The 21100-nt window shown below is 70.8% G+C and carries 22 protein-coding genes; 8 read left to right on the top strand and 14 right to left on the bottom strand.

Annotated features, from left to right (window positions below; all coding sequences use genetic code 11):
- Both AC5WRT_RS26040 and AC5WRT_RS26035 read right to left on the bottom strand, forming a co-directional pair.
- Positions 1-1182: SPFH domain-containing protein (locus AC5WRT_RS26040; protein ID WP_496100644.1), on the bottom strand; the 1182-nt coding region annotated here is incomplete at its 3' end.
- A gap of 10 nt (positions 1183-1192) precedes the next feature.
- Complete coding sequence (locus AC5WRT_RS26035; protein WP_496096434.1) at positions 1193-1444, bottom strand: NfeD C-terminal domain-containing protein; 252 nt, start codon at positions 1442-1444, stop codon at positions 1193-1195.
- 311 nt (positions 1445-1755) lie between these two features.
- Here AC5WRT_RS26035 and AC5WRT_RS26030 point away from each other — a divergent pair, with 311 nt between their 5' ends.
- On the top strand, positions 1756-2517 hold the full coding sequence (locus AC5WRT_RS26030) for an SMODS-associated NUDIX domain-containing protein (protein ID WP_496096435.1): 762 nt from the start codon (positions 1756-1758) through the stop codon (positions 2515-2517).
- A 162-nt stretch (positions 2518-2679) separates the two neighbouring features.
- A complete protein-coding gene (locus tag AC5WRT_RS26025; protein ID WP_496096436.1) occupies positions 2680-5577 on the top strand; it encodes an aminoglycoside phosphotransferase family protein in 2898 nt (965 codons plus the stop codon).
- 36 nt (positions 5578-5613) lie between these two features.
- Here AC5WRT_RS26025 and AC5WRT_RS26020 read toward each other — a convergent pair whose 3' ends face one another.
- Entirely contained in the window at positions 5614-6033 is a 420-nt protein-coding gene (locus AC5WRT_RS26020) for an arsenate reductase ArsC (RefSeq protein WP_496096437.1), read from the bottom strand.
- 88 nt (positions 6034-6121) lie between these two features.
- Between AC5WRT_RS26020 and AC5WRT_RS26015 the strand changes: the two genes are divergently transcribed.
- Together AC5WRT_RS26015 and AC5WRT_RS26010 are read left to right on the top strand one after the other, a co-directional pair.
- Complete coding sequence (locus AC5WRT_RS26015) at positions 6122-6436, top strand: ArsR/SmtB family transcription factor (protein WP_496096438.1); 315 nt, start codon at positions 6122-6124, stop codon at positions 6434-6436.
- Between the two features lie 37 nt (positions 6437-6473).
- The gene (locus tag AC5WRT_RS26010; protein ID WP_496096517.1) at positions 6474-7274 is read left to right on the top strand and encodes an aquaporin; all 801 of its coding nucleotides are present in this window, start codon (positions 6474-6476) and stop codon (positions 7272-7274) included.
- An 80-nt stretch (positions 7275-7354) separates the two neighbouring features.
- On the opposite strand, the gene AC5WRT_RS26005 is transcribed toward AC5WRT_RS26010, so the two are convergent.
- On the bottom strand, positions 7355-7729 hold the full coding sequence (locus tag AC5WRT_RS26005; RefSeq protein WP_496096439.1) for an ArsR/SmtB family transcription factor: 375 nt from the start codon (positions 7727-7729) through the stop codon (positions 7355-7357).
- A gap of 161 nt (positions 7730-7890) precedes the next feature.
- On the opposite strand from AC5WRT_RS26005, the gene AC5WRT_RS26000 reads away from it, so the two are divergent.
- Together AC5WRT_RS26000 and AC5WRT_RS25995 are read left to right on the top strand one after the other, a co-directional pair.
- Complete coding sequence (locus tag AC5WRT_RS26000) at positions 7891-9261, top strand: FAD-dependent oxidoreductase (protein WP_496096440.1); 1371 nt, start codon at positions 7891-7893, stop codon at positions 9259-9261.
- A gap of 28 nt (positions 9262-9289) precedes the next feature.
- Positions 9290-9748, top strand: coding sequence for an ArsI/CadI family heavy metal resistance metalloenzyme (locus AC5WRT_RS25995; protein ID WP_103780372.1), 459 nt, complete (start codon positions 9290-9292; stop codon positions 9746-9748).
- Between the two features lie 175 nt (positions 9749-9923).
- Here AC5WRT_RS25995 and AC5WRT_RS25990 read toward each other — a convergent pair whose 3' ends face one another.
- The 7 genes from AC5WRT_RS25990 to AC5WRT_RS25960 all read right to left on the bottom strand — a co-directional run bounded on the left by AC5WRT_RS25990 (position 9924) and on the right by AC5WRT_RS25960 (position 15592).
- On the bottom strand, positions 9924-10424 hold the full coding sequence (locus AC5WRT_RS25990) for an NUDIX domain-containing protein (RefSeq protein WP_181139499.1): 501 nt from the start codon (positions 10422-10424) through the stop codon (positions 9924-9926).
- 59 nt (positions 10425-10483) lie between these two features.
- A complete protein-coding gene (locus AC5WRT_RS25985) occupies positions 10484-11527 on the bottom strand; it encodes a serine hydrolase domain-containing protein (RefSeq protein ID WP_496100643.1) in 1044 nt (347 codons plus the stop codon).
- A gap of 94 nt (positions 11528-11621) precedes the next feature.
- Positions 11622-12071: a glycosyltransferase gene (locus tag AC5WRT_RS25980; RefSeq protein ID WP_496100646.1), complete on the bottom strand. Its 450-nt coding sequence runs from the start codon at positions 12069-12071 to the stop codon at positions 11622-11624.
- A gap of 35 nt (positions 12072-12106) precedes the next feature.
- Positions 12107-12601: a dCTP deaminase gene (locus AC5WRT_RS25975; RefSeq protein ID WP_496096442.1), complete on the bottom strand. Its 495-nt coding sequence runs from the start codon at positions 12599-12601 to the stop codon at positions 12107-12109.
- A complete protein-coding gene (locus tag AC5WRT_RS25970) occupies positions 12601-13836 on the bottom strand; it encodes a bifunctional UDP-sugar hydrolase/5'-nucleotidase (protein WP_496096443.1) in 1236 nt (411 codons plus the stop codon). Before AC5WRT_RS25970 ends, AC5WRT_RS25975 begins: the two co-directional genes overlap by 1 nt.
- Positions 13833-15152 carry a carboxyvinyltransferase gene (locus AC5WRT_RS25965; RefSeq protein ID WP_496096519.1) on the bottom strand — a complete coding sequence of 440 codons (1320 nt, stop codon included), beginning with the start codon at positions 15150-15152 and terminating at the stop codon, positions 13833-13835. The genes AC5WRT_RS25970 and AC5WRT_RS25965 overlap by 4 nt, the downstream gene beginning before the upstream one ends.
- A gap of 2 nt (positions 15153-15154) precedes the next feature.
- Complete coding sequence (locus AC5WRT_RS25960; RefSeq protein ID WP_496096444.1) at positions 15155-15592, bottom strand: ATP-binding protein; 438 nt, start codon at positions 15590-15592, stop codon at positions 15155-15157.
- A gap of 175 nt (positions 15593-15767) precedes the next feature.
- On the opposite strand from AC5WRT_RS25960, the gene AC5WRT_RS25955 reads away from it, so the two are divergent.
- Both AC5WRT_RS25955 and AC5WRT_RS25950 read left to right on the top strand, forming a co-directional pair.
- The gene (locus tag AC5WRT_RS25955) at positions 15768-17039 is read left to right on the top strand and encodes a helix-turn-helix domain-containing protein (protein ID WP_496096445.1); all 1272 of its coding nucleotides are present in this window, start codon (positions 15768-15770) and stop codon (positions 17037-17039) included.
- Positions 17036-17590 (top strand): flavoprotein, encoded by a 555-nt coding sequence (locus tag AC5WRT_RS25950; RefSeq protein ID WP_344016007.1) that lies wholly within the window; start codon positions 17036-17038, stop codon positions 17588-17590. The genes AC5WRT_RS25955 and AC5WRT_RS25950 overlap by 4 nt, the downstream gene beginning before the upstream one ends.
- Before the next feature lie 92 nt (positions 17591-17682).
- Here AC5WRT_RS25950 and AC5WRT_RS25945 read toward each other — a convergent pair whose 3' ends face one another.
- The 3 genes from AC5WRT_RS25945 to AC5WRT_RS25935 form a co-directional block, all read right to left on the bottom strand.
- Positions 17683-19392, bottom strand: coding sequence for a relaxase/mobilization nuclease domain-containing protein (locus tag AC5WRT_RS25945; protein WP_496096446.1), 1710 nt, complete (start codon positions 19390-19392; stop codon positions 17683-17685).
- Positions 19389-20039 (bottom strand): MobC family plasmid mobilization relaxosome protein, encoded by a 651-nt coding sequence (locus AC5WRT_RS25940; protein ID WP_496096447.1) that lies wholly within the window; start codon positions 20037-20039, stop codon positions 19389-19391. The genes AC5WRT_RS25945 and AC5WRT_RS25940 overlap by 4 nt, the downstream gene beginning before the upstream one ends.
- Positions 20040-20157: 118 nt before the next feature.
- The gene (locus tag AC5WRT_RS25935) at positions 20158-21015 is read right to left on the bottom strand and encodes a DUF2637 domain-containing protein (RefSeq protein ID WP_496096448.1); all 858 of its coding nucleotides are present in this window, start codon (positions 21013-21015) and stop codon (positions 20158-20160) included.
- Between the last annotated feature and the right edge of the window lie 85 nt (positions 21016-21100).

Genomic DNA, 21100 nt, shown 5'->3' with positions numbered 1-21100 from the left:
GACGTCCACCGGACCGTCGTCCGACCTCCGCTCCTTGCCGGAGTGCAGCTGGAGCAGGCCGTTGACGTCACCCCTGGTGCCCTGGCCGCCCTGGCCGTCCTTGTCCTGGCCCAGACCCTGCCGAACCGAGTCGAGGATCGTCAGGCCCTGCGACACCAGGCCGGCGGCGATCTCCCCGAGGCCGTCCGCGCCGTTGAGGACGTTGACGTTGGCCCCGGACAGACCGCCCGCGGCCTCCTTCACGATCTGCGGGAGCTGGTCGATGAGCATCCGGTCCAGCGCGACCCGGTCGTACGAGGCCGCGGCCTCCGCCTGGATCTTCATGCGCTGGGCCTCGGCGGCGGCCAGGATCCGGACCCGCTCGGCCTCGGCCTCGGCCGGCTTGACGACCTCGGCCACCAACTGCTGCTGGCGCAGCTTGGCCTGACGCTGTGCCAGTTCCGTCTGCGCGGCCAGCACCTCCTGCTGCGCGTGTGCCTGCGCCAGCGGACCGGCCTGCGCGGCCTGCGCCTGGGCGCGGTCCACCTCGGCCGAGTACTCGGCCTTGACGATCGCGGTCTGCCGGGCGTACTCGGCCTGCTTGCGGGCCGCCTCCTGCTCCGCCTCGACCGCGGCCTGCGTGGCCTGTGCCTGGGCGATCTGGGCCTGCCGCTGGATGGCCGCCTTGTGCGGGGCGGACATCGCGTCGATGTAGCCGGTGTCGCCGTCGTCGATGGACTGGATCTGCAGCGAGTCGACGATCAGGCCGATCTTCGCCATCTCCGTCTTCGAGGTGTCCAGCACCTCGGCGGCCAGCTTCTGCCGCTCGGTCACGATCTCCTCGACCGTCATCGAGCCTATGATCGCCCGCAGGTGGCCGGCGAAGATCCGCCCGGTGAGCACGGACATCTGCTCCTGGTCGGACAGGAAGCGCTGGCCGGCGTTGATGATGCTCTCGTGGTCGTTGCCGACCTTGAAGGCGATGACCGCGCGGACGTGCAGGGAGATGCCCTGCTTGGTCACACAGGTCTCGGTGACCTCGGCCTCGCACATGGACAGGGTGAGGAACCGGACCTTGCGAAAGACGGGAAGCACGAACTTTCCGTGCCCCGTCACCACTCGGAACGGCGCGCCCCCCAGTCCCCGCCGGCCCCCCGAGATCAACATCGCCTCGTCGGGAGCGGGAACGCGGTATCCGAACATGCTGTACTCCTCAGCCGGCGCCGGCGGTCCCTCCGCCGAGCGCGTCCAATGGATCCACCCACTCGATGACGCCGACCTCGCGGCATCCCCGTGATTCGATCACGAGGACCGTGGCGCCCTCGGGCAGGGGATCCTCGGACCACGCCAGAAACGTCTCGGAGCCGCCCCGGACCCGTACCAGGACCTCGCCGGGACCCGCGGATCCGCGCGTTCCGATGAGCACCTTGCCCGTGCAGCCGACCACGGCCTCGTCCTGCGGCATCACCGGCCGTCCTCCTCGTCCTGGCCCTGAGATTCCGACGATAGACCCAGCACCGCCGGGACCCAACGGGGAGGAGTCCGCGAGGCCGGCGCGCCGCTCGGCGCGCCGGGCGGGTCCCCGCCCGCGCGCACCGCTCGTGACCCACGACCGCACTGTCCTCACTCTCCGTGGCGGCCCGAACGGCACTCCGGGCCGCGTCCGCCGCGTCCGCCGCCGCAAGGGTCGCCCGGCAGTGTGAGGGGCGCGCCAAGTACACCGGGTTGCCCGTACATTGAGCGAAGGGCGTCGGGGGCTACGGAGGGGGCGGCCCAGTGGTCGAGAAGATCGTCGTCAGTGTCGCGGGGGCCTTGCTCACCGCCGTCGGGCGGATGCTGTGGCAGAACAGGCGGCACCTGACGCTGCTGCGGGTGCTGCTCATGCCGCGCACCCGGATGCGGGTGTCCGTCGCCGTCCTGCTCCGGCTGCACGAGGAGGACCACTACGTCCTGTTCGGCTCCGTCAACCGGCCGGGCGCGTTCGGGCCGCCCGGCGGCGTGGTGAAGTACCAGGACTCCGCGAAGCCGCGCCTGGAACGGCTCGGCTTCGCGCCCGAGCACCGCCCCCGCGACGTGATGCGGCACGACCTGCGCGGCTTCCTGCCCGCCTACCGGGTCCTCGGCTTCGCCCGCTGGCTGCAGCGCGGCACGGACCGGGAACCGGCGACCGAGTGCCTGCGCCGCGAGCTGGTGGAGGAGCTGGGCGAGGTCGGCCACGCATCGCTCGTGCCGGCGGCCCGGGAAGCCGGCTTCCACTTCGTGCGCCGGGTCATCGACGGCCCGCTGAAGGTGCCGGGCGAGGACTACCGGCAGATCCGCTTCTTCGAGGTGTACGACCTCGTCCTCGACGGGCCGGACGCGGCAGGGCTGCGCACCGCCCTGCTCGGACTGGCCGCCGACCCGGCCGAGGAACGGGTCATCGGAGCGAGCCGGCGGGAGATCGCCCGTGGCCGGGCCAAGACGTGCGTCGTCCTGCCGCAGTCCGCGTTCCTGATCGACGACCGGCGCCTGCGCGAGGATATCGAACCTGTGTCCTGAAACTCGGCCAGGTGTCCGAACGGACGTGATTCGTAAGGCAGTTGATCGCACCAAGTGTGGTGCTGTGCGGCTCCGCTCTGCTGGAATGGTGTTCTGCAATGCGAACGAAGCGCCGCAAGGCGCCCAAAGGCATGCCTGCTCGGCGGGCGGAGGGGACTGCCGGTGACCCACGAGGAGTTCCAGCGGGCGCTGGACATCACCAGAGCCGCGTACCAGGCCGCCGTTCAGGCCGATCCCGGCCTCGACAGGCGGTTTCCCAGGGCAGGCAGCGGCCTGGAACGGGCCCAGGAAGAGCTCACGCTCGGCAGGCTCGGCGGCCCCGCCTACATGATCGCCAACGCGGCGAAGGACATCGCCGGCGACTTCTTCCTGCGAGCCGACCCCGACCGGGCCCGCGCACTGTTCGAACTGGCCGTGCAGTTATACGAGTTCCGCAACGACGACCGACGCTACGACGAGTCGATCGACTTCTGCCGCAAGAACCTGGAGACGCTCGGTCCCGTCCCCGCCCAGCTCGCCGTCGTCGAGGCGGTGGCCGAGACGCAGATCGAGACGGCACCCCAGTCTCCGCCGCCGCCCGAGGCGTCCGCCACGCCCGCCGCCGTCACGGCCGCCCCCACGCTCCCGCTCGGCCCGTCCCCCGCCGCGCCCCCGCCGGCCCCGGCCGGCCCGCGCGATCTCCGTGGTGCCGACGCCACCGACGTACGGGAGCCGTACTCCGAGACCGCGCCCACCTGGGAGCAACTGCTCAACGACTGGCGGTCCGGGCGGGCCGGTGAGGCCGCCGTCGAGGTGTTGACCGCCGGACTCGGCGAGCTGCTCACCGAGCTGGTCGCCCGCCACGCCCCGGCCTCCGCCGACCGCCTCGCGCCCATCATCGCCGACGACCTGTGCGCGCTCGCCGAGGAACTGGCCGGCGTCACCGTCGACCTCGAGGACCACTCGGCCCTGCACCAGCGCGCGAGGAGCGCCCGTTCGGTGTCCCAGGGCGCGGCCTCCCGGTACGCCAAGGGCGGGAAGCCCGCCGAACTCCGGCAGGTGCGGGCCCAGTGGCTGACCAGCGCCCTGTGGAACCACGCCCTGCGCAGCCACTGGCCCGCCAACGGCTACCAGACCGTCGCCGACATCCTCGGCTACCTCCAGGTCATCCAGATCGAGAACCGCTACCGCCCCGACCAGCGGGAGCTGCTGCTGGCGGTCACCGAGTCGGCCGCGCAGCTCGCCATCGGGGAGCTGAAGGACACCAGGCTGAACCGAGTGCCGCAGGTGTTCGCCTGGCTCCGGCACGCCGTCGGCATCCAGCTGCACGTGGGCGGACCGGACCCGGTGGCCCCGGAGGACAGCAACTCCCACCCCCGCGTCCAGGACCCCTCCGACCCCGGCCGCTACATCTATCCCGAAAACTGGGCGGCGCACCTGCTCAACCAGTGGGTCGAGGAGGAGGAGCACTGGTACAGCGTCGCCTTCATACTGCTCAACCTGGCCGGCTGGAAGGCCGACCGGCTGGAGCGCCTGCTCGACGCGCTGTACCGCACCCCCTGGGGCACGCAGGTGGGCGACGAGGCGCGACGGGTCCGGGACTTCTGGCACGAGCTGGGCATGAAGGCGCTGGCCACCACCCGTACCGTGCGCGTGGTCAAGAACGCCTGGGAGCCCGGCGTCGCGGGCGCCTCCAGTTCGCTGTCGATGCGCGACCAGGACAACTTCGTGCAGCTGTCGAACCGGCTGCTCCAGGGCATGGCCGCCGAGCTGGCGCCCCGCGCGCACGGCACCATGGTGCAGGGCGCCCTGTTCTCCGGGCGGCCGGTGCCGACGTATCTGACCTTCAACAACTTCGGGCCCGTCGGTGTGCTGAAGATCGACGAAGCGGTGAAGGTGCAGCGGGAGAAGGAGAACTTCGACGAGTTCGGCGAACTCCTGCACCCGTTCTACCGCTCCAGCAAGTGCGTCGTCGGCACGACGGCCATCGCCAACAGCACCAACGGCCGTCGCTACCAGGCGATTCTGACCTCGTACGTCTTCCGCGACCGCGACGAGCCGACGACGCTGCGCGGCTGGCTGCGCACGGCCGGCGCGAAGCGGGACGACGCGGGGGACAAGGTGCAGGACGAGCAGGGCCGGGAGGTGGTGGACCGGGCCGCGCTGCAGGACGTCGTCAAGGAACTGTTCCTCGACGCCCTCGGGCCCTGGCTGAGCAACGCCAGCCGCAGCATGGGCGACCTGCGCGGCGAGTACCCGGCGCTGCGCCCGGCCACCTTCGAGCGGACCAGCTACGCCCCCGGCAGGGACGCCGAGTCCGAGCTGGCCCACTTCACCAGTGACGAGGTCGCCCGGACCTTCGGCGTGGACGGCGGCCTTTCCTGGGAGGCGGCCACCCTGGAACTGCTCTTCGAGGGGAGCCAGTTCGATCCCGGCGCCCTGGCCGACGAGGCCCCGGTGACCAACCCGCTGTGGCTGGTGGCGCACATCGCGGACGTCGCCAGGCCGAGCGGGGCCGAGGAGACGGCGCTCTTCGACTGGCTGCTGTACGACCGGCAGCTCGGCCTGACCACGCGCTCCTACCTCACCTGCGTCTCCCACGGCGACCTGCACGGCGAGAACGTCCTGGTCAGCGGGCCCGCCGGCCGGCCGCCCGCCCTCTACATCATCGATTTCGAGACCACGCACCGCGGCCACATCTGCAAGGACTTCGCCCGCCTCGAATCCGCCCTGTGGTCGCGGACGTTCGTCTGGAACCCCGAGCAACTGACCCAGATCCGCAATTGGTTCCGCAGCGCCCTGCACGGTGAGGCGCTGTGGGCGGAGCGCATCCCCGACGACGCCGATCCGGACGTCCAGCGCGTGCTGAGCTGCGTCACCAGGATGCGCACCATCCTCAGGGGCTGCGAACAGCGCAACTGGCCCTTCAACGACCTCGAGTACCAGTGGGCCCTGCTCGCGTCCCTGCTGCCCTTCGCCCGCTACCGCGACCACGAGGACCCGGTCAACCGCCACCTCCCCTTCCTCCTGGCCGCCGATGTCGCCGACGCGCTGGTCGGCCGGGCGAGAAGGGGGATGTGAGCGGCGAGCGGCACGCGTCGTCCGTCACGGACGACGTCACGCCCGGTGCCGGGCGTCGATCTCGGCGATCAGTGTCTCGACACGGGTCCTGATCTCGTCGCGGATCGGGCGGACGGCCTCGACGCCCTTGCCGGCCGGGTCCTCCAGGGCCCAGTCGAGGTACGTCCTGCCCGGGAAGACGGGGCAGGCGTCACCGCAGCCCATGGTGATGACGTAGTCGGACGCCTGGACGGCCTCGGTGGTGAGGATCTTCGGCTCGGCCCCGGAGAGGTCGATGCCGACCTCCCGCATGGCCTCGACCGCGGCGGGGTTGACCTGGTCGCCCGGGACCGAGCCGGCGGAGCGGACCTCGATCCGGTCGCCCGCGAGGTGGCCGAGGAAGCCGGCGGCCATCTGCGAACGGCCGGCGTTGTGGACGCAGACGAACAGCACGGAGGCGAGCGGGCTGGAGGGCATCGGTTCTTCCTTCGTGAGCGGGTCGAGCGGGGTCCGACGGATCAGCCCAGGCTGGTATCAGTCCGGAGTGATGTGACAGTATCAGTCCATGCTGACGTCGGTCGACACTGATCTGTTGCGGGTGCTCGCGGACCCGCTCCGCCTCCGGATCGTCACCCTGCTGGCCCGGGAGACGCTCTGCACCACGCACCTGATCGAGGAGACGGGGGCGAGGCAGACCAACCTCTCCAACCATCTCAAGGTGCTGCGCGAGGCGGGGGTCGTGGAGACGGAGCCCTGCGGCCGGTTCACCTACTACCGGCTCAGGCCCGGCGTCCTCGCCTCTCTCGCCGACCGGTTCGCCGACCTCGCGCAGACCGCACGCGCCACCGCGGAGAACAACGTCAAGCGGTCCTGCCCCTGATCCCCGCCCCATGGCGCCCCGAACCGAGGAGTTCCTGTTGACCGCCACCGAGGCCACCGAAGAAGGCAGAGCCGGCCGGTCCGCGGCCGTCCCCGCCGCCCGGCCGCAGCCCGCCCCGGGCGCCACCCCGCCCCAGGCTCCTCCGCTGATCGCCAAGGCCGCCGCCGAACTGGTCGGCACGGCGGCGCTCGTCGCGGTCGTGGTCGGCTCCGGCATCCAGGCCACCGAGCTGACCAGGGACGTCGGCCTCCAGTTGCTGGCCAACTCCACGGCCACGGTCTTCGGCCTCGGTGTCCTGATCGCCCTGCTCGGTCCGGTCTCCGGTGCGCACTTCAACCCCGTCGTCACGCTGGCCGAGTGGTTCGCCGCCCGCCGTGGAGGCGCGGGGGTGGGTCCGCGCGAGGCCGTCGTGTACGTCCCCGCGCAGATCGTCGGCGCGATCGCGGGCGCGATGCTGGCCGACGCGATGTTCGGCGAGCCGCTGGTGAAGTGGTCCACCCACGACCGGTCGGCGGGACACCTGCTGCTCGGCGAGGTGGTCGCCACCGCCGGTCTGATCCTGCTGATCTTCGGCCTGGCCCGCACCGACCGCCTGCGCCTCGCGCCCGTCGCGGTCGCCTCGTACATCGGTGCCGCCTACTGGTTCACCTCCTCCACGTCCTTCGCCAACCCGGCGGTGACCATCGGCCGCGCCTTCACGGACACGTTCGCGGGCATCGCGCCGCGTTCGGTCGCGGGTTTCGTCGGCATGCAACTCGTCGGCGCCGTAGTCGGGTTGGCGCTGGTGTCGCTCGTCTTCATGCCGGGCCGGCCGGCGGACGAGCGGCCTGCCGCATGACGTACACCGCGCGGTGACCCCATGGGGTCACCGTCCCGTGCGCCACTGACAACGCCCGGCCGCCGGCCCGGGGCCGGGCGTCAGACCGCGGCCGAGGCGCTGGTCAGCAGCCGGCCCATCGCGGCGAGCACGGAGGGCTCCACCCGGTAGTAGACCCAGGTGCCGCGCCGCTCGGAGGTCAGCAGGCCGGCCTCCTTGAGCTTCTTCAGGTGGTGGGAGACCGTCGGCTGGGAGACGCCGACGTCGGAGATGTCGCACACGCACGCCTCACCGCCCTCGTGCGAGGCGACCGCGGAGAACAGCCGCACCCGCACCGGGTCGCCCAGCGCCTTGAACATCCGGGCGGCCGTCCCGGCCTCCTCGGCAGTGAACGGGCGCTCGGTGAGCGGCGGGCAGCAGGGTGCCACGGCGTCGGAGGCGGGCTCGATCAACGGCAGCACCTTAGTGTTCGACATGCATCTATGTTGACACATGTCGAACCAGGCGGGCGAGGGGCCTCGGTCGGCGAGCTAGGGCAGCAGACTAGTTTCGATGAATGTCTATGTTGACGCTTGTCGAATCAGGTGCCATGCTGGCGGCGCAAGCCATCGACAAATGTCGAAGCAAAGGGGAAATCGTGAACGCGCCCGCCACTGGCCAGCTGCCCGTCGTCGTCATCGGCGCGGGCCCCGTCGGCCTCGCTGCCGCCGCCCACCTCGTCGAGCGCGGCCTCGAACCGCTGGTCCTGGAGGCTGGCCCCTCCGCCGGCACCGCCGTGCGCGACTGGGCGCACGTACGGCTGTTCTCCCCGTGGGCCGAGGTCACCGACCCGGCCGCCGAGAAGCTCCTCGCCCCCACCGGCTGGGTCCGCCCGGACGGCGCGACGTACCCCACCGGCGGTGACTGGGCCGAGCAGTATCTGCAGCCGCTCGCCGACGTCCTCGGCGACAAGATCCGCTACGGCGCCACCGTGACGGGTGTCGCGCGCGCCGGCCGCGACCGCATCGTCGACGCCGACCGCGACGAGCAGCCTTTCACCGTGCACATCGAGCTGGTGGGCGGCCGCGAGGAGCGCATCGCCGCCCGCGCCGTGATCGACGCCTCAGGCACCTGGTCCATCCCCAGTCCGATGGGCGCCGACGGGCTCCCCGCCCTCGGCGAGAAGGCGGCGGCTGACCGCATCTCCTACCGCGTCCCCGACCTGCGGGACCCGGCCATTCGCGCCCGGTACGCAAGCAAGCGCACCGCGGTCGTCGGCTCCGGGGCCTCCGCCTTCACCGCGCTGGCCTACCTCGCCGACCTGGCCAAGGAGGAGCCCGGCACACACGCGGCATGGGTCCTGCGGCGCGGCATCGGTGCGAACACCTTCGGCGGTGGCGAGGCCGACCAGCTCCCCGCCCGGGGCGCCCTGGGGCTGCGCGCCAAGGCCGCCGTCGAGGACGGCCACGCGAGCGCGGTGACCGGCTTCCGTACACAGGCCGTGGAACGGGACGGTGACCGGCTGGTCCTGGTCGCCGAGGACGGCCGCCGCCTGGACCCGGTCGACGAGGTCATCGTGCTGACCGGCTTCCGCCCCGACCTGTCCTTCCTCTCCGAGGTCCGCCTCGGCCTCGACGAACGTCTCCAGGCCCCCGTCGCGCTGGCCCCGCTGATCGACCCGAACATCCACTCCTGCGGCACGGTCTACCCTCACGGCGTCAACGAGCTCGCCCACCCCGAGCAGGACCTCTACCTGGTCGGCATGAAGTCCTACGGCCGGGCGCCCACGTTCCTCGCGCTGACCGGCTACGAGCAGGTCCGCTCCGTCGCCGCCGCGCTCGCCGGCGACCGCGAGGCCGCCGAGCGTGTCGAGCTGACCCTGCCGGAGACCGGCGTGTGCGGCGGTGCCGGCCTCTACGACGCCCCCGACACCGCATCCGAGGGCGGCGAAGGCGGTGGCTGCTGCGGCGCCCCGGCCACGCTCCACATCGGCGTCGGCATCCCGACTGCCACCTCCGGCGGCTGCTGAACTCCCCACCCACCCTAGGAGATACGCCATGTCCCGCGTACAGCTCGCCCTCCGCGTCCCCGACCTCGACGCCTCCGTCGCTTTCTACAGCAAGCTGTTCGGCACCGAACCCGCCAAACTCCGCGACGGCTACGCCAACTTCGCCATCACCGAGCCCCCGCTCAAGCTCGTCCTCATCGAAGGCACCGTGGAAGAGGCCACCCGCCTGGACCACCTCGGCGTCGAGGTCGAATCGACCGAGTCCGTTCACGCCGCCACTACCCGCCTGAGCGAGGCGGGCCTGACCACCACCGAGGAGGCTGACACCACCTGCTGTTACGCCCTCCAGGACAAGGTCTGGGTCCACGGCCCTGGCCAGGAGCCCTGGGAGGTGTACGTCGTCAAGGCCGACGCCGACACCCTGACCAAGCAGCAGGGCAGCAGCTGCTGCACCACCCCGGGAGCGTCAGAGGCAGAGGAACCTGCTGCTGCGGGCGGCTGCTGCTGATCGGACCATGATCAATCTCCACGCCAGCGGGGTCGTGACCGGTACGGGGGACCGGTCACGGCCCCGCGCCGCCATGCCGGCCCTCTGTGCCGGTCGCGTGCGATGGGCGGCGGAGCTGTTTGGCGCCGAGACCATCGATCGCCTCGTGCAGGGTCATGTCCAGTGGTGCGCTCAGTCAGTTCCAACCGTCCAGCGACACCTGAGGCCCGCCGGCCAGGTAGCGATGAAGGGCGCTGGCGGTGGTCTCCACGAACTCCTTGGGGATGGCGCCGGTGTCGACCCAGCGGACTTGGGCGTGCTTGCGCGGTTCGCGGTTCTCCGGCTCGCCGGACCATTCGTGGGCGACGAAGACGACCGTGAGGAAGCCGTTGGGGGCTTCCACGCCCCAGGCGCCGTGGATGACGTGGGCGACCTTGAGCGCTTCCGGCTTGACGGTCAGACCGGTCTCCTCGTACAGCTCGCGGACGGCCGTCGCGGTGACCGGCTCGCCGGGCTCGTTTTTGCCGACCGGGAGGTCCCACTTGCCCTTGGCGAATTTGGCCTGCTCGCTGCGCTGGAGGAGGACCACGCGGTTGTTGGCCTCGTCGTGGATGATGACGGCGGCGACCAGCAGGGTCATGGATTCCAGAGCGGGCCGGAGCCCCTCGGGCTGATCATCGGTTGTCGGCTGAGCCACGGGGGTCCCTTCCTCGCCGGGTCGGTGGGCATCTCGGCCGTACCTCTCGATCGGCTCCTCTACTTGAAGGCGAGCTCTCGGAAGCTGTTGCGGATGTCGGTCAGCGGTGCGCGGTCGCGGGTGTAGTAGAGCTTGTTGGTCAGGAGCACCGCCCAGCGGTCCTTGGTGGGGCAGATCCACATGCCCGTGCCGGTGAAGCCGTAGTGGACCCAGACGTCCTCCTCGGTGGTGGTGCCGGGAGCGGGGTGCCAGAACAGGCCGCGAGCGGGCTGGAGCTGCCCCGTCTCGATGGCCAGGGACCTGTTGATCCACTCGATGCCGAAACCAGCCCGGAGCTGCGACGCTGCGGGGGCGAGCATGTACTGGAGGAAGGTGACGAGGTCGTCGAGGACGGTGAAGACGCCGGCAATGCCGCAGACGCCGCCCAGGAGGCGGGCCGAGAAGTCGTGGGCGACTCCCTTGAGGTGGGTGTCGGTGTCCTGGTCGAGTTCGGTGGGGGCGCAGCGGGCGGCGAGGTCGGCGGGCAGGGGGCCGAAGCGGGTGCCGGTCATGCCCAGGGGGTGCCAGGTGCGGGCGGTGGCCAGCTGGTCCAAGGGGCGGCCGGAGAGGTGTTCGGCGAGGTAGCCGAGGATGAGGGCGGCCCGGTCGGTGTACTCGACGGCTTCTCCGGGTGTCCGATGAAGTTGTTCTTGGAGGACGCCTCGGCGAATCTCGTGGGGGTCGGTGCCGTAGAGGTTCTTCAGCTGCGCCCGCAGTGGGACGCCGGCGGTGTGCGTCAGCAGCTGCCGGGCGGTGACGGCTCCGAGTGGGTGCCCGGTGACCTCCCGCCAGAAGCTGCCGAGCGGCTGGTCTAGATCAAGGGTGCCGTCCTCCCACAGGGCCCCGATGGAGGACCAGACGGCCAGGATCTTGGTGAGGCTGGCGGCGTCGAAGACGGTGTCGGTGCGCATCGGCACGTCCGGCTCGTCGGGGTCGAGGACGCCGGTGGTGCCGTGGGCGAGGGTGCCGGTGGCATCGCCGACGGCCCACACGGCGCCCGGGTACACCTTGTCGCGGACTCCCTCGTCGAGGAGGGCTTCGATGCGGTCGCGGTCGTACGTCATGGTCTCCCTCTTCGCCGGGGTGTCCCGTCGGTCAGCGTAGTGACGTTCGTGGAGCGGTTCGGGTAGTGACGTGTCGGGTCGTCTGGCGGTCGGTTTAGGTGAGCTGTCGGCCGAGGTCGGTCAGGGATCGTGCGATCGCCGAGAGGGGATAGCGTGCCGCGTTGGCATAGCCCGCCTGCCGGAGGGCGGTCATTAGCCCGGGTGTCCTTCGCAGCCGGTCAAGGTCGCGCGCGAGTGCGGCGGAGTGAGTGAAGTCGGTGGCCATGCCGGAAGCGGCGAGGGCTTGGTTGAGGCCGGGGACGGGCTGGTAGAGGACGGGGAGCCCGCATGCTTGGGCTTCCAGTGCGACGAGTCCCATGGCTTCCAGGGTGGTGGACGGCACGACTAGTACGTCGTGTTCGGTGAAGGCTCTCCATAGCTGTGGGCGGCGGAGCCAGCCGAGGTAGCGGACTCGTACGCCGGCTCGTTGCAGCAGTGGCGTCAGTGCGTGGAACTGGGCTTTGGGCGCTGCGACGCTCAGCTCGACACCGGGAACGGGAGCCAGGCTCTTGATTAGGGCCTCGACACCCTTTTCGGCGGTCAGGCGTCCTGCGTACAGGATCCGCAGGTGGCTGGAGGACGTGCGTGCCGGCCGGGCGGGCGGGGCGGTAAGCAGGTGGTCGGGGATGCCCCAGGGGATGTGGGTGATCTTGCGGCGTTCGATCTGCGGGGGAGCGTCCACTGGCCGTGGAAGCCGATGTCGCCGATGGGTGCGGTGATCTCGACGAACAGGCCGAGGCGGCCGACGGAGGAGCGGCCGAACAGCAGCGGCACGAAGGTGTCGGAGCCGACCTCTTCGAGGGTGTGGCCGAGGTAGAGCTCGCCTGGCTGGAGGACGTGCCCGTCCGGGCCGATGGTGGTTTCGCGGGTGGGGTTGGGCCGGTGGGCGTCCAGGACCGCGCTCGTGTACGTGATCAAGGTGGGGCCCAGACGCACGTTGTAGCTGTTGGGGTTGACCTGGTCGGCGGCGAAGGGGGTGATGCGGAGGCGGCCGTCGTGAGCGGCTACGGTGATCTCCGGGCCGGTGAGGATCATTAACTGCCTCCTTCCGCGGTGTCGGGGGCGGTGAGGACGTGCTGGACAGCCTGGTCCAGACGCAGGCCGGCCTCGTGCGTGCGCTCGCCGAGGTAGGTGTCGGCGAGGTAGTCGGTGGTCAGCACGGTGGTGACGGCATCCGGCAAGGGATCGGGGGCGGTGACGAGCGGGCCGGTCTGGGTGGTCAGATGTGACAGCCAGCGGGGGAGGTCGCTGCGTGCCAGCTCAGGTACGTGGGCGTGCACCAGCTGGTTGGCGAACGGTTCGATGGAGAGCAGGTGGCCCTGGGTGAGGGTGTCGCCGAGTGGTACGGCGCGTAGTGCCGTCTCGTTGAGGATGACCGCGTCTACCCCGAGTGCCGTACGCAGGGGGGCGGCGAGGTCCAGGAGCAGGTTGCGCCGGTCGAGGGGCTGGTGGCGGTAGGTCGGCCTGATGGGGCCGAGGACGGCGGCCAGCTGCTGTCTGACATCCTCGATGCGTGAGCGCAGGCCCGAAAGCTCCGCGGGGACGAAGCCCGGGACTTGATCCGGGAAGGATGTAGTGCCCGCGCCCCATCCCGCGCCCACGGGCGTGGCGATCGCATAGCCTTCGGCGAGCTCCCGGCCCTTGACGACCAGGGTGCCGTCGACTCGGACCGGCCCATACTGATCGCTGTGGCAGTGCCCGGCGAAGACCACGTCGAGGAACGGACAGGCCGCCGCGAGTTTCCGGTCTTCGTCGAAGCCGGAGTGGCTGAGCAGGACCCAGCTGTCCACGTCATGGTGGTGGGCGAGAATCACCTCGCGCAGGGCCTGGAGGGGATCGGTGACGCAGTGGCCGGCTCGTTGGGCGGCCGGGATCGAGTGGAAGGCTTGTTGACCGATCACGGCGGTTACGCCGACGCGCCGTCCATCGATATCGGCGATGTGCAGGCGGCGGAAGAGAGCGTCGCCAGTGTTGGCATCGACGGCGTTGGCGCAGACAGTGCGCCGGTGAAGGTCGGGTTCGAAGTGGTGGGGCCAGCCGTGGTTGCCAGGGGCCAGCACGTCGTAGAGCCCGAGCAGGATCTCCCGCTCGATCGTGCCGCGACCGAGGCGGTAGTACCCACTGCCTTCGAAGAAGTCGCCGCAGTCCACGATGAGCGAGGTTGGGCGTAGCGCGTGGAGGTGAGGCAGGAACGGCGCGGCGTTGTCGAAAGCGGAATGCACGTCGGTCGTGGCAACGATCTGGCGGAGGACGCGGCCATCGCTGGTCATGGGGTGACCTCACAGATGTCGGCGCCCAGGATGCGCAGCTTGCCGGACAGGTCGGCGTGTCCGCGGCGCAGCTGGGCGAGGCCGCCGATGGTGGTGACGCCTCGGGCTGTGAGGCCGACGACCATGAGGGCGGACCCGGTGCGGATGTCGGTGGCTTCGACGCCCGCGCCCGTCAGCTGCTGGGGACCGGTCAGGCGGCATTCGGTGGGGGAGATCTCCTCGATGTCGGCGCCCAGGCGGGTCAGCTGCGGCAGCAGGTTGCCGTGGCGGCCGGGATTGATGGCGTCGGCGAACAGATGCGTGCCGGGCAGTCCGAGGGCGAGTGCCATGAGCGGTGGTTCGAAGTCGGCGTCGAGGCCCGCCGGGCTCAGGGAGGCGATGGCCCGCAGGGGACGAGCAGTGGGTACTGCCTCCTGGGCGCGGACAGTGAGGCCATCCGATGCTGCGTCTGCGGGGATGCCGAGCTGATGAAGGGCAGCCACGAACGGGCCTACGTCCTTGCCCTGCACGCCGTCGATACGGGCAGTACCGCGCGTCGCGGCGATCGCGCAGGCCAGCGTGGCTGCCTCGATCTTGTCTCCGGGCACGGTCCAGGCAGCGGGGGCAGTCGGCGACGAGGAGGGCGGCGAGAGAGTGAGTACATGTGTGCCGGCCCGTGTCTCCCAGCCCACCGAACTCAGGGCGTCGAGCAGGCTCAGGACTTCGGGCGAGAGATTGGGCTGACCCAGCCGTAAGGGCCGGCCGGTTGTGAGGGCGCGCAGTGTCGCGGCCACGGTCGCACCGCGAGAGCGGAAGGGCAGTGCGATGGAGACGGTGCCGGTGTGAGAGCTGAGGGCCTCGATGCCGTATCCGGAGCTGTCCTGTCGGCTCCGATCGCCGAACGCCTCGTACACCTTGAAGTGCAGCTCCATCCCGCGCGCACCGATCCGGCAGCCGCCCGGCCAGGGCAGCCGCGCCTGGCCGTAACGCTCGAGCAGGGCGGGGACGAGGTAGTACGAAGCGCGGATCTGGGCTGCCTGCGCCAGATCGGGCAATCCCCGAGATGCCTCCGTCGGCAGGATCACATACGTGGTCGGTTCGCCTACGGGCTGCGCGACATGCCACCCTGCCTGTTGCAGCAGAGTGAGCATGATCTGGACGTCCGTGCTGTCCGGGACGTTGCTCAGCCGGACCGGGCGACCGAGGGCCGCCGCGGCGGCCAGGAGCGGCAGAGCGGCGTTCTTGGAGCCGTCGACGCTCACGGTGCCAGCGAGTGGCGGCCCGGGGCGTACGGCGATCACCTCGGCGGCCACGCCGGGGGCGTGGGTGGTCGTCATCATCAACTCCTCTGGAGGGGCAGGAAACAGGCGACTTCCTGGCTGGGTTTGCTGGTCAGGTCGATTTCGGCCCAGCAGCGCTTGCCGGTCACGGTCGGTTCGGCGTGGTACCGGTCGGCGAGAGCGGCGACGAGGAACAGGCCCCGGCCGCCCTCGCTGTCCGCGTCGGGCAGAGTCGGCTGGGGAAGGACCGGGCTCGTGTCGCAGACCTCGATCCGCAGGACGGCCTCGTCGAGACAGACCGCGAGCGAGACCGATCCGGTGCCGGCGTACTGGACCGCGTTGGTGACGAGCTCGCTGACCAGCAGTTCGGCCGTGTGCACCACCTCGGTGCCCAGTCCCGCGTCCCAGCCCGCTATCGCGTCCACGGCCTGGTGCCGGGCCTTGCTTGCTGCGGCGGGCGTCGCGGGTAGGGAGAGAGCGAGCTGATGCGCTTCCATGAGCGGCCTCCCGGTGTAGGTGGGGCCACACCAAGCAACCAGTCCGTCGCCGTGGGTGGTGAGCCCTGACGCGTGCGCTGCATGGCTTATGCAGGAGCTGCATCACGGCCAACTACGGCTGATCTATGCTCGATTGAGCAGGCAGGATCAGCGACGGCGGAAGGAGCCGTGGCAGATGGCCGACGCGCATGGGGAAGCGAGACGGATCGGAGACGGGATCCGTCGGGCGCGGGTGTTACAGCGGCGTTCACAGCACGACGTGGCCGCAGCGCTCGGGTATCACCAGTCCAAGGTGAGCCGTCTGGAGAGCGGTCGCGGCGCGGAGGACATTCGCGTACTACGCGCCATCGCGCAGGAACTGAACATCCCGCCTCATGAGTTGGGCCTCGCCCCATCTCAGGACGTCTCCGCCGCCGATCAAGAAGCTGACGACATGCACCGCCGCACCTTCCTCGCCGCGAGCATCGCAGCGCTCGCGGCCCCGGCCGGCTCTTCGGCCTCGCACACCGCCCTCGTCCAGGCACTCCTGCCCGGGCCCGGCCCCGCGGGCACCGGTGGCCCACAGGACACGGCCGTCCTGTACGAACGCGTCGGATCAGCACTGAGGCTCTTCCACACCTGCCACTACACGGAGTTGGAGCGCACCCTCCCGAGCCTGATCGCCGACCTGCGACTGGCGGCCGGTGATGCGACGGACGGGGACACGGTGTCCCGGCTCCTGGCCACGGCGTACCAGACGACGACGAGCCTGCTGCTCAAGCAGCACGACCAAGGCAACGCATGGCTCGCCGTCGGCCGGGCGATGGCCGAGGCCGAACGCTCGGGCGATCCGGTGGTCCTCGCCTCCAGCGTCCGTGTCCAGGCCCACGTTCTGGTCCGTGAGAAGCACGCCACGGAGGCAGTCACGCTGGTCCGGCACACCGCTGACCAGCTCACCGGCTCCTACGACCGGCGTTCACCGAAGTACCTCGCCGCCGTGGGACTGCTGCTCCTGCGCGGTGTGACCGCGGCCAGCAGTCGTGGTGATCGCGCGGCCACGAAGGAATTCCTAACCGAGGCGAAAGAAGTCTCGCGTTACGTCACTCTCGACCGGCCCGACGCCTGGGCCACCTTCAGCCCGACCAACGTCGCCCTGCACGAGCTGAGCGCCCTGGTGGCCTTCGGCGACGCCGGCCTGGCCCTTCAGGCGGCCCGGCCCCTCATGCGTCGGCACATCCCGGTCCCCGAGCGCCGCGCCGCACTATGGGTCGAGGCGGCCCGCGCCTACAGCCAGCAGGGCCGCCTCGCCGACGGCTACCAGGCCCTGCGCATCGCCGAGACCTGTGCCGCCCAGGACATCCGCCGCCCCGACGTCCGCCACCTGGTCGCCGATATGGCCGCCCGCGACCGCCGACGTACCCTGCCGGAACTGCACCACTTCAGCCGCCAACTGGGAGTCCCCGCGTGACCGAACCGACCGCCCCGGACAAGAAGCCCTTCCTGTACGTCGTCGTGTGCGCGGCGGGCGTTGCCCGAGATGTCGGCAAGCTCATCACCGCCGCCCAGGAGGCCAACTGGGACGTCGGCGTCATCGCCACACCGCAGGGACTCGGCTTCATCGACACCAAGGCGATCGAGGCACAGACCGGCTACCCCATCCGTTCCGCCTGGCGTTCACCGGGAGACCCCCGCCCCCTGCCCCCGGCGGACGCGATCGCCGTGGCTCCCGCCACCTTCAACACGATCAACAAGTGGGCCGCCGGGATCTCCGACACCCTCGCCCTGGGCATCCTCTGCGAGGCGTACGGCATGGACATCCCGACTGTGGTGCTGCCTTACCTGAACTCCGCCCAGGCCGCCCATCCCGCCTACCAGCAGAGCCTGGACCGGCTGCGGGGCATGGGTGTTCTGATCGGCTCATGCGAACCGCACCGGCCGAGGGCTGGCGGCGCGGCGGAACGCTTCCGCTGGGACGAAGCGCTGGAGTTGCTGGAGCCTCTGGTCAGCACGGCGCGGTGACGCCCTCCGTCACTCGAAAGCTGGAAGCGGACGAGAGAGGTGTCTTTCCACCCACTGGCGGCCTCGCGGGCGTGAGGCCGCCAGTGCCGGAATTACCGGTGTCGCGCGGGGGCCGCAGGCCCAGGCTGTGACGGGCTCGGCGGCGTCTGGCCAGGCTGTGCCGGTCGTGGTGTCACATACGTGTCGGCTTGCGCGGTTCGTGCTCGGACGCTGGGGGCCTGTCGGGCGGCGAGGCGTTGGATGCGCCAGGTGAGCGTGCTGGCGGTGGAGTGGGCGTCGTCCAGGGCGCGCTGCCGTGCGGTGTGCTGGAGGAGCTGTTCGGGGTAATGGCCGGCGTGCTCGGCTTCGGTCAGGGCGGCAGCCAGTGCGGGCCAGGCGGGGTCGTCGAGGATCTGCTGGGCGTGATCGGGCAGCATCACGAGGACGCGCTGGGCGTGCCGTTCGATGGTGCGGGCCGGTGGTTGGCGCTGGGCCAGAGCGGCCAGCGGCTCGGCAGCAGCCTGTCGGTAGGCGGCATGCAGGTGGACCAGGGCTTGGTGCGCGGCGGCGACCTGCTGGTCGTGCCGGCGGACCTGGTGCCAGCGCGCTGCGGCAATGACGACGAGGACGGCGATGTCGAGGAACATCGCCAGGCCGGAGCCGTCGCCGGTGACTGGCGTGGTGCGCAGGGCGCGGACGGCGCCCCGGAGAGCGCGTGCCTGGTCCTGCTGGGCGCGGATGCGGGAGCGGGTGGCGCGTTCGAACGCGGTGGCGGCCTGCTGCAGGTGTGGCCGAAGGTGGCTGGGGGCGAGCAGCGGCAGGATGTCGATGGCTTCGCCAAGGGCCGCGATGTGGGCCTGGGCGGTTGCGTCGTCGCCGTGGTCGAGGTGGTGGGGGATACGCCCGGCCGCGGCGGTGGCCTGGTGCCAGGGATTGGGCTTGCGTCGGCAGCCCGGCTCGGTGACGGGCGCGACGTCGATGGCAGTGAGGCGTTCGCGGATCTTAGGGTAGGACAGGTCGGAGGCGAGTTTGGCGCCGGAGAACCAGACGGGTTCACCAGTGGCGTTGATATCGCCCTCCACGGCGACCTTGTACCCGCGCACGTCACCGGAGGGAAAGTGCTGCACGTCCACAAGGACGCCCTCGACGCCGTCGAGCAGAAGGAGGAACTCCTCCGGGCTGGTGGCGATGGACACTAGCTGGCGGACGGTGGTGCGCAGGCGTTCGCGGGAGGTCTGGGTCTTGCCGACGCGGCGGGCCTTCTCCGTCTCGGCGCGGGTGGGGCGCTTGGCGGCGGTGCGGTCGCCGCGCACGACCTGCTTGAGGCCGTATTCCTCCTCGATGGCGGCGAGTTCCTTGTCGGCGGTCAGATAGTCGTTCCAGTGGCGGGCGGTGCGCAGGTCGCCACGGACCTTGGTGGCGGCGATGTGGATGTGGTCGTCGGCGTGGCGGACGGCGACCCACCGGCACCCGTCCGGATCGCCTTGTGGCGCGATGCCAGTGGCCGCCACAACGCGGCGCGCGATGTCCGCCCACTCGGCGTCGGTGAGGTGCCGGTCGCCGGGGGCGGCACGTACGGAGCAGTGCCGCACGTGCCGCTCGGGTACCCGGCCCAGTCGGCGGGCTTGCTTGACGCGCAGGTCGAGGTCGGCCACGAGGCGCTTCTTTGTGGCGTCGAAGTCGTCGGCGCGGCCGGGGTCGGGAGCGAAGCCGTCCCAGGAGGCGACCAGGTGCGGGTCGGTGTGGTCCTTGACCTTCTTCGTGTCGAACAGGTACCGGATCAGGCCGGCGGTGCTCTTGCCGCTGCCGATCTTGGCGATCACCAGGCCGCCTTCACGGAGACGGCGTGGTTCATGGTCTGCGCGATGTCGCTGATGGCGGCGCGGACGGCGTCCAGGGTGCGTTCGGTCTGGGCGAGGACGGTGGCGTCCACAGGGTGTGGATCGCCTCCGGCGTTGAGGCGGTGGGCGATCTGGTTGACGTTGTTGCCGATGCGCGCGACTTCGGCCCGTAGGGCGTCGAGCTTGTCGAGGCAGTCATCGAGCTGGGCGCGCTGCCCGGCCAGGCCCACGGCGAGATCACCGTCGAGGTAGGCCGTGATCACAGCGCCGACGAGGTGGGCGCCGGCGATGCCCATCTTGCGGGCACGGGTAAGGATCCGGGCCTTCTCGTCGCTGCTGTAGCGGACATCGACACGTTGCTTGCGCTGGACGCTCTCGCGGGTACGGCGGCGAGCGATGCGACGCAGGGTGACTTCGTCGGCGGGGGCGGCGGGCGACTGCTCGGCTGCGTCGCCGGGCGTTACCTCCTCGGGCACCCCCTGGTGCCCGAGGTCCTCCGCCACCCCCGGGGCGGAGGTGCCCGCGTTGGACCGGCCCTTGGACGGTCCAACGCCATACCTTGCTGCGCTGGTGGCGGTGATCATCATCTGCGTCCGGTCAGTGGCGAGTTCGGGGTGCTGGTCGTGCATTGAGGGGTTCTCCGTCGGTGTTGGGGGGCGAGGCCGTGTCGCCTAGTGGGCCGCTCGTCCCCGCTCCGGACTGTGCGGGAACGAGCGGAGCGGGTCGATCGGGGTAGGGCGGCGGCCCTCAGCGCGCGCCCACGGGGGTCGTGTCGGGCTCGGCCTGCCGCTGGCGGGCAGCCCGGTCGAGTTCGGCCTGTACTCGGTCCTTGAGCTGGGTGAGACGGTCCTTGCCGATGCGGTACTCAGCGGCTCGGATGGCCGCCTCGATGTTGCGGCGTGAGGCACGGTCCCCGCGTCCCAGCGGTGCGGTGCGGGCGATGGCGAGGAGTTCGTCGAAGGTGACATCCCGTTCGTGGCCCTCGTCTTTGGAGAGCGGCTTCGGGGCCTGCGGCACGTTGGCGGCTGCCTCCGCCAGGTCTGGGCGCTCGGCCACGTCGGGCGAGCTCTGTGCCTCCTTCGGCAGGAGGTCATCGTCTTGCGAACGGGCAGGCCGCATGGCGCTGTGCGTGCCGTTGTGGCTGTGGCCAGAGGTGTTGTGGCCCGGTGTGGCGGCGGCCTCTTGGCGCAGGCTCGTGGTGTGGCGGCGGATGACGAGGTCGAGGTGGACCGCGCCGGCCAGGGCGAGCGGAGCTATCGCGGACAGGGCGCCGACGGTGACATCGTCCAGATGGAGCCCGGCGGTGTGTGCCTGCTGGTTGAGGCGGACGGCGTGCAGAGCGTTCGCCCAGATGCTCGTGACGGTGGCGAGGCCGACCAGTGCCCAGACGTACAGGCGAGAACGCCAGGGGGCGGTACGGAGGATGAGCAGGGCGGCGACGCCGATGGCGATGAACCCGTCGATCACGAGGGGGAAGGCGTAGGTGAGGACTCCGCGGATGTGGATGGCGACGGCCATCTGCCGCAGGGCGTCGTAGGAGAGGGCGAAGCCGATCGTGCCGACCAGGGCGCCTCCGAGGCGGATCGCTGCGGTCAGTACCGGCACGGGGGCCTGAGTGGTGCGTGAGGGCAAGCGTGGTACTCCAGGCAGAGACGGGTGCTAGAGGCACAGGGCGGGATTACCAGTGGGA

The sequence above is a fragment of the Streptomyces sp. NTD91 genome, assembly GCF_059510455.1.
Note: the sequence above shows the minus strand (reverse complement) of the source record. Positions and strands in the feature narration are given on the sequence as shown.

Bases quoted from the DNA above. Each gene is read 5' to 3' on its own strand.
- AC5WRT_RS26005 (WP_496096439.1), bottom strand. From the start codon at position 7,729: ATGTCGAACACTAAGGTGCTGCCGTTGATCGAGCCCGCCTCCGACGCC.
- AC5WRT_RS25975 (WP_496096442.1), bottom strand. From the start codon at position 12,601: ATGATCCTCACCGGCCCGGAGATCACCGTAGCCGCTCACGACGGCCGC.
- AC5WRT_RS25995 (WP_103780372.1), top strand. From the start codon at position 9,290: ATGTCCCGCGTACAGCTCGCCCTCCGCGTCCCCGACCTCGACGCCTCC.
- AC5WRT_RS25970 (WP_496096443.1), bottom strand. From the start codon at position 13,836: ATGACCAGCGATGGCCGCGTCCTCCGCCAGATCGTTGCCACGACCGAC.
- AC5WRT_RS26035 (WP_496096434.1), bottom strand. From the start codon at position 1,444: ATGCCGCAGGACGAGGCCGTGGTCGGCTGCACGGGCAAGGTGCTCATC.
- AC5WRT_RS25985 (WP_496100643.1), bottom strand. From the start codon at position 11,527: ATGACGTACGACCGCGACCGCATCGAAGCCCTCCTCGACGAGGGAGTC.
- AC5WRT_RS25960 (WP_496096444.1), bottom strand. From the start codon at position 15,592: ATGGAAGCGCATCAGCTCGCTCTCTCCCTACCCGCGACGCCCGCCGCA.
- AC5WRT_RS25965 (WP_496096519.1), bottom strand. From the start codon at position 15,152: ATGACGACCACCCACGCCCCCGGCGTGGCCGCCGAGGTGATCGCCGTA.
- AC5WRT_RS25955 (WP_496096445.1), top strand. From the start codon at position 15,768: ATGGCCGACGCGCATGGGGAAGCGAGACGGATCGGAGACGGGATCCGT.
- AC5WRT_RS26020 (WP_496096437.1), bottom strand. From the start codon at position 6,033: ATGCCCTCCAGCCCGCTCGCCTCCGTGCTGTTCGTCTGCGTCCACAAC.
- AC5WRT_RS26015 (WP_496096438.1), top strand. From the start codon at position 6,122: ATGCTGACGTCGGTCGACACTGATCTGTTGCGGGTGCTCGCGGACCCG.
- AC5WRT_RS25940 (WP_496096447.1), bottom strand. From the start codon at position 20,039: ATGCACGACCAGCACCCCGAACTCGCCACTGACCGGACGCAGATGATG.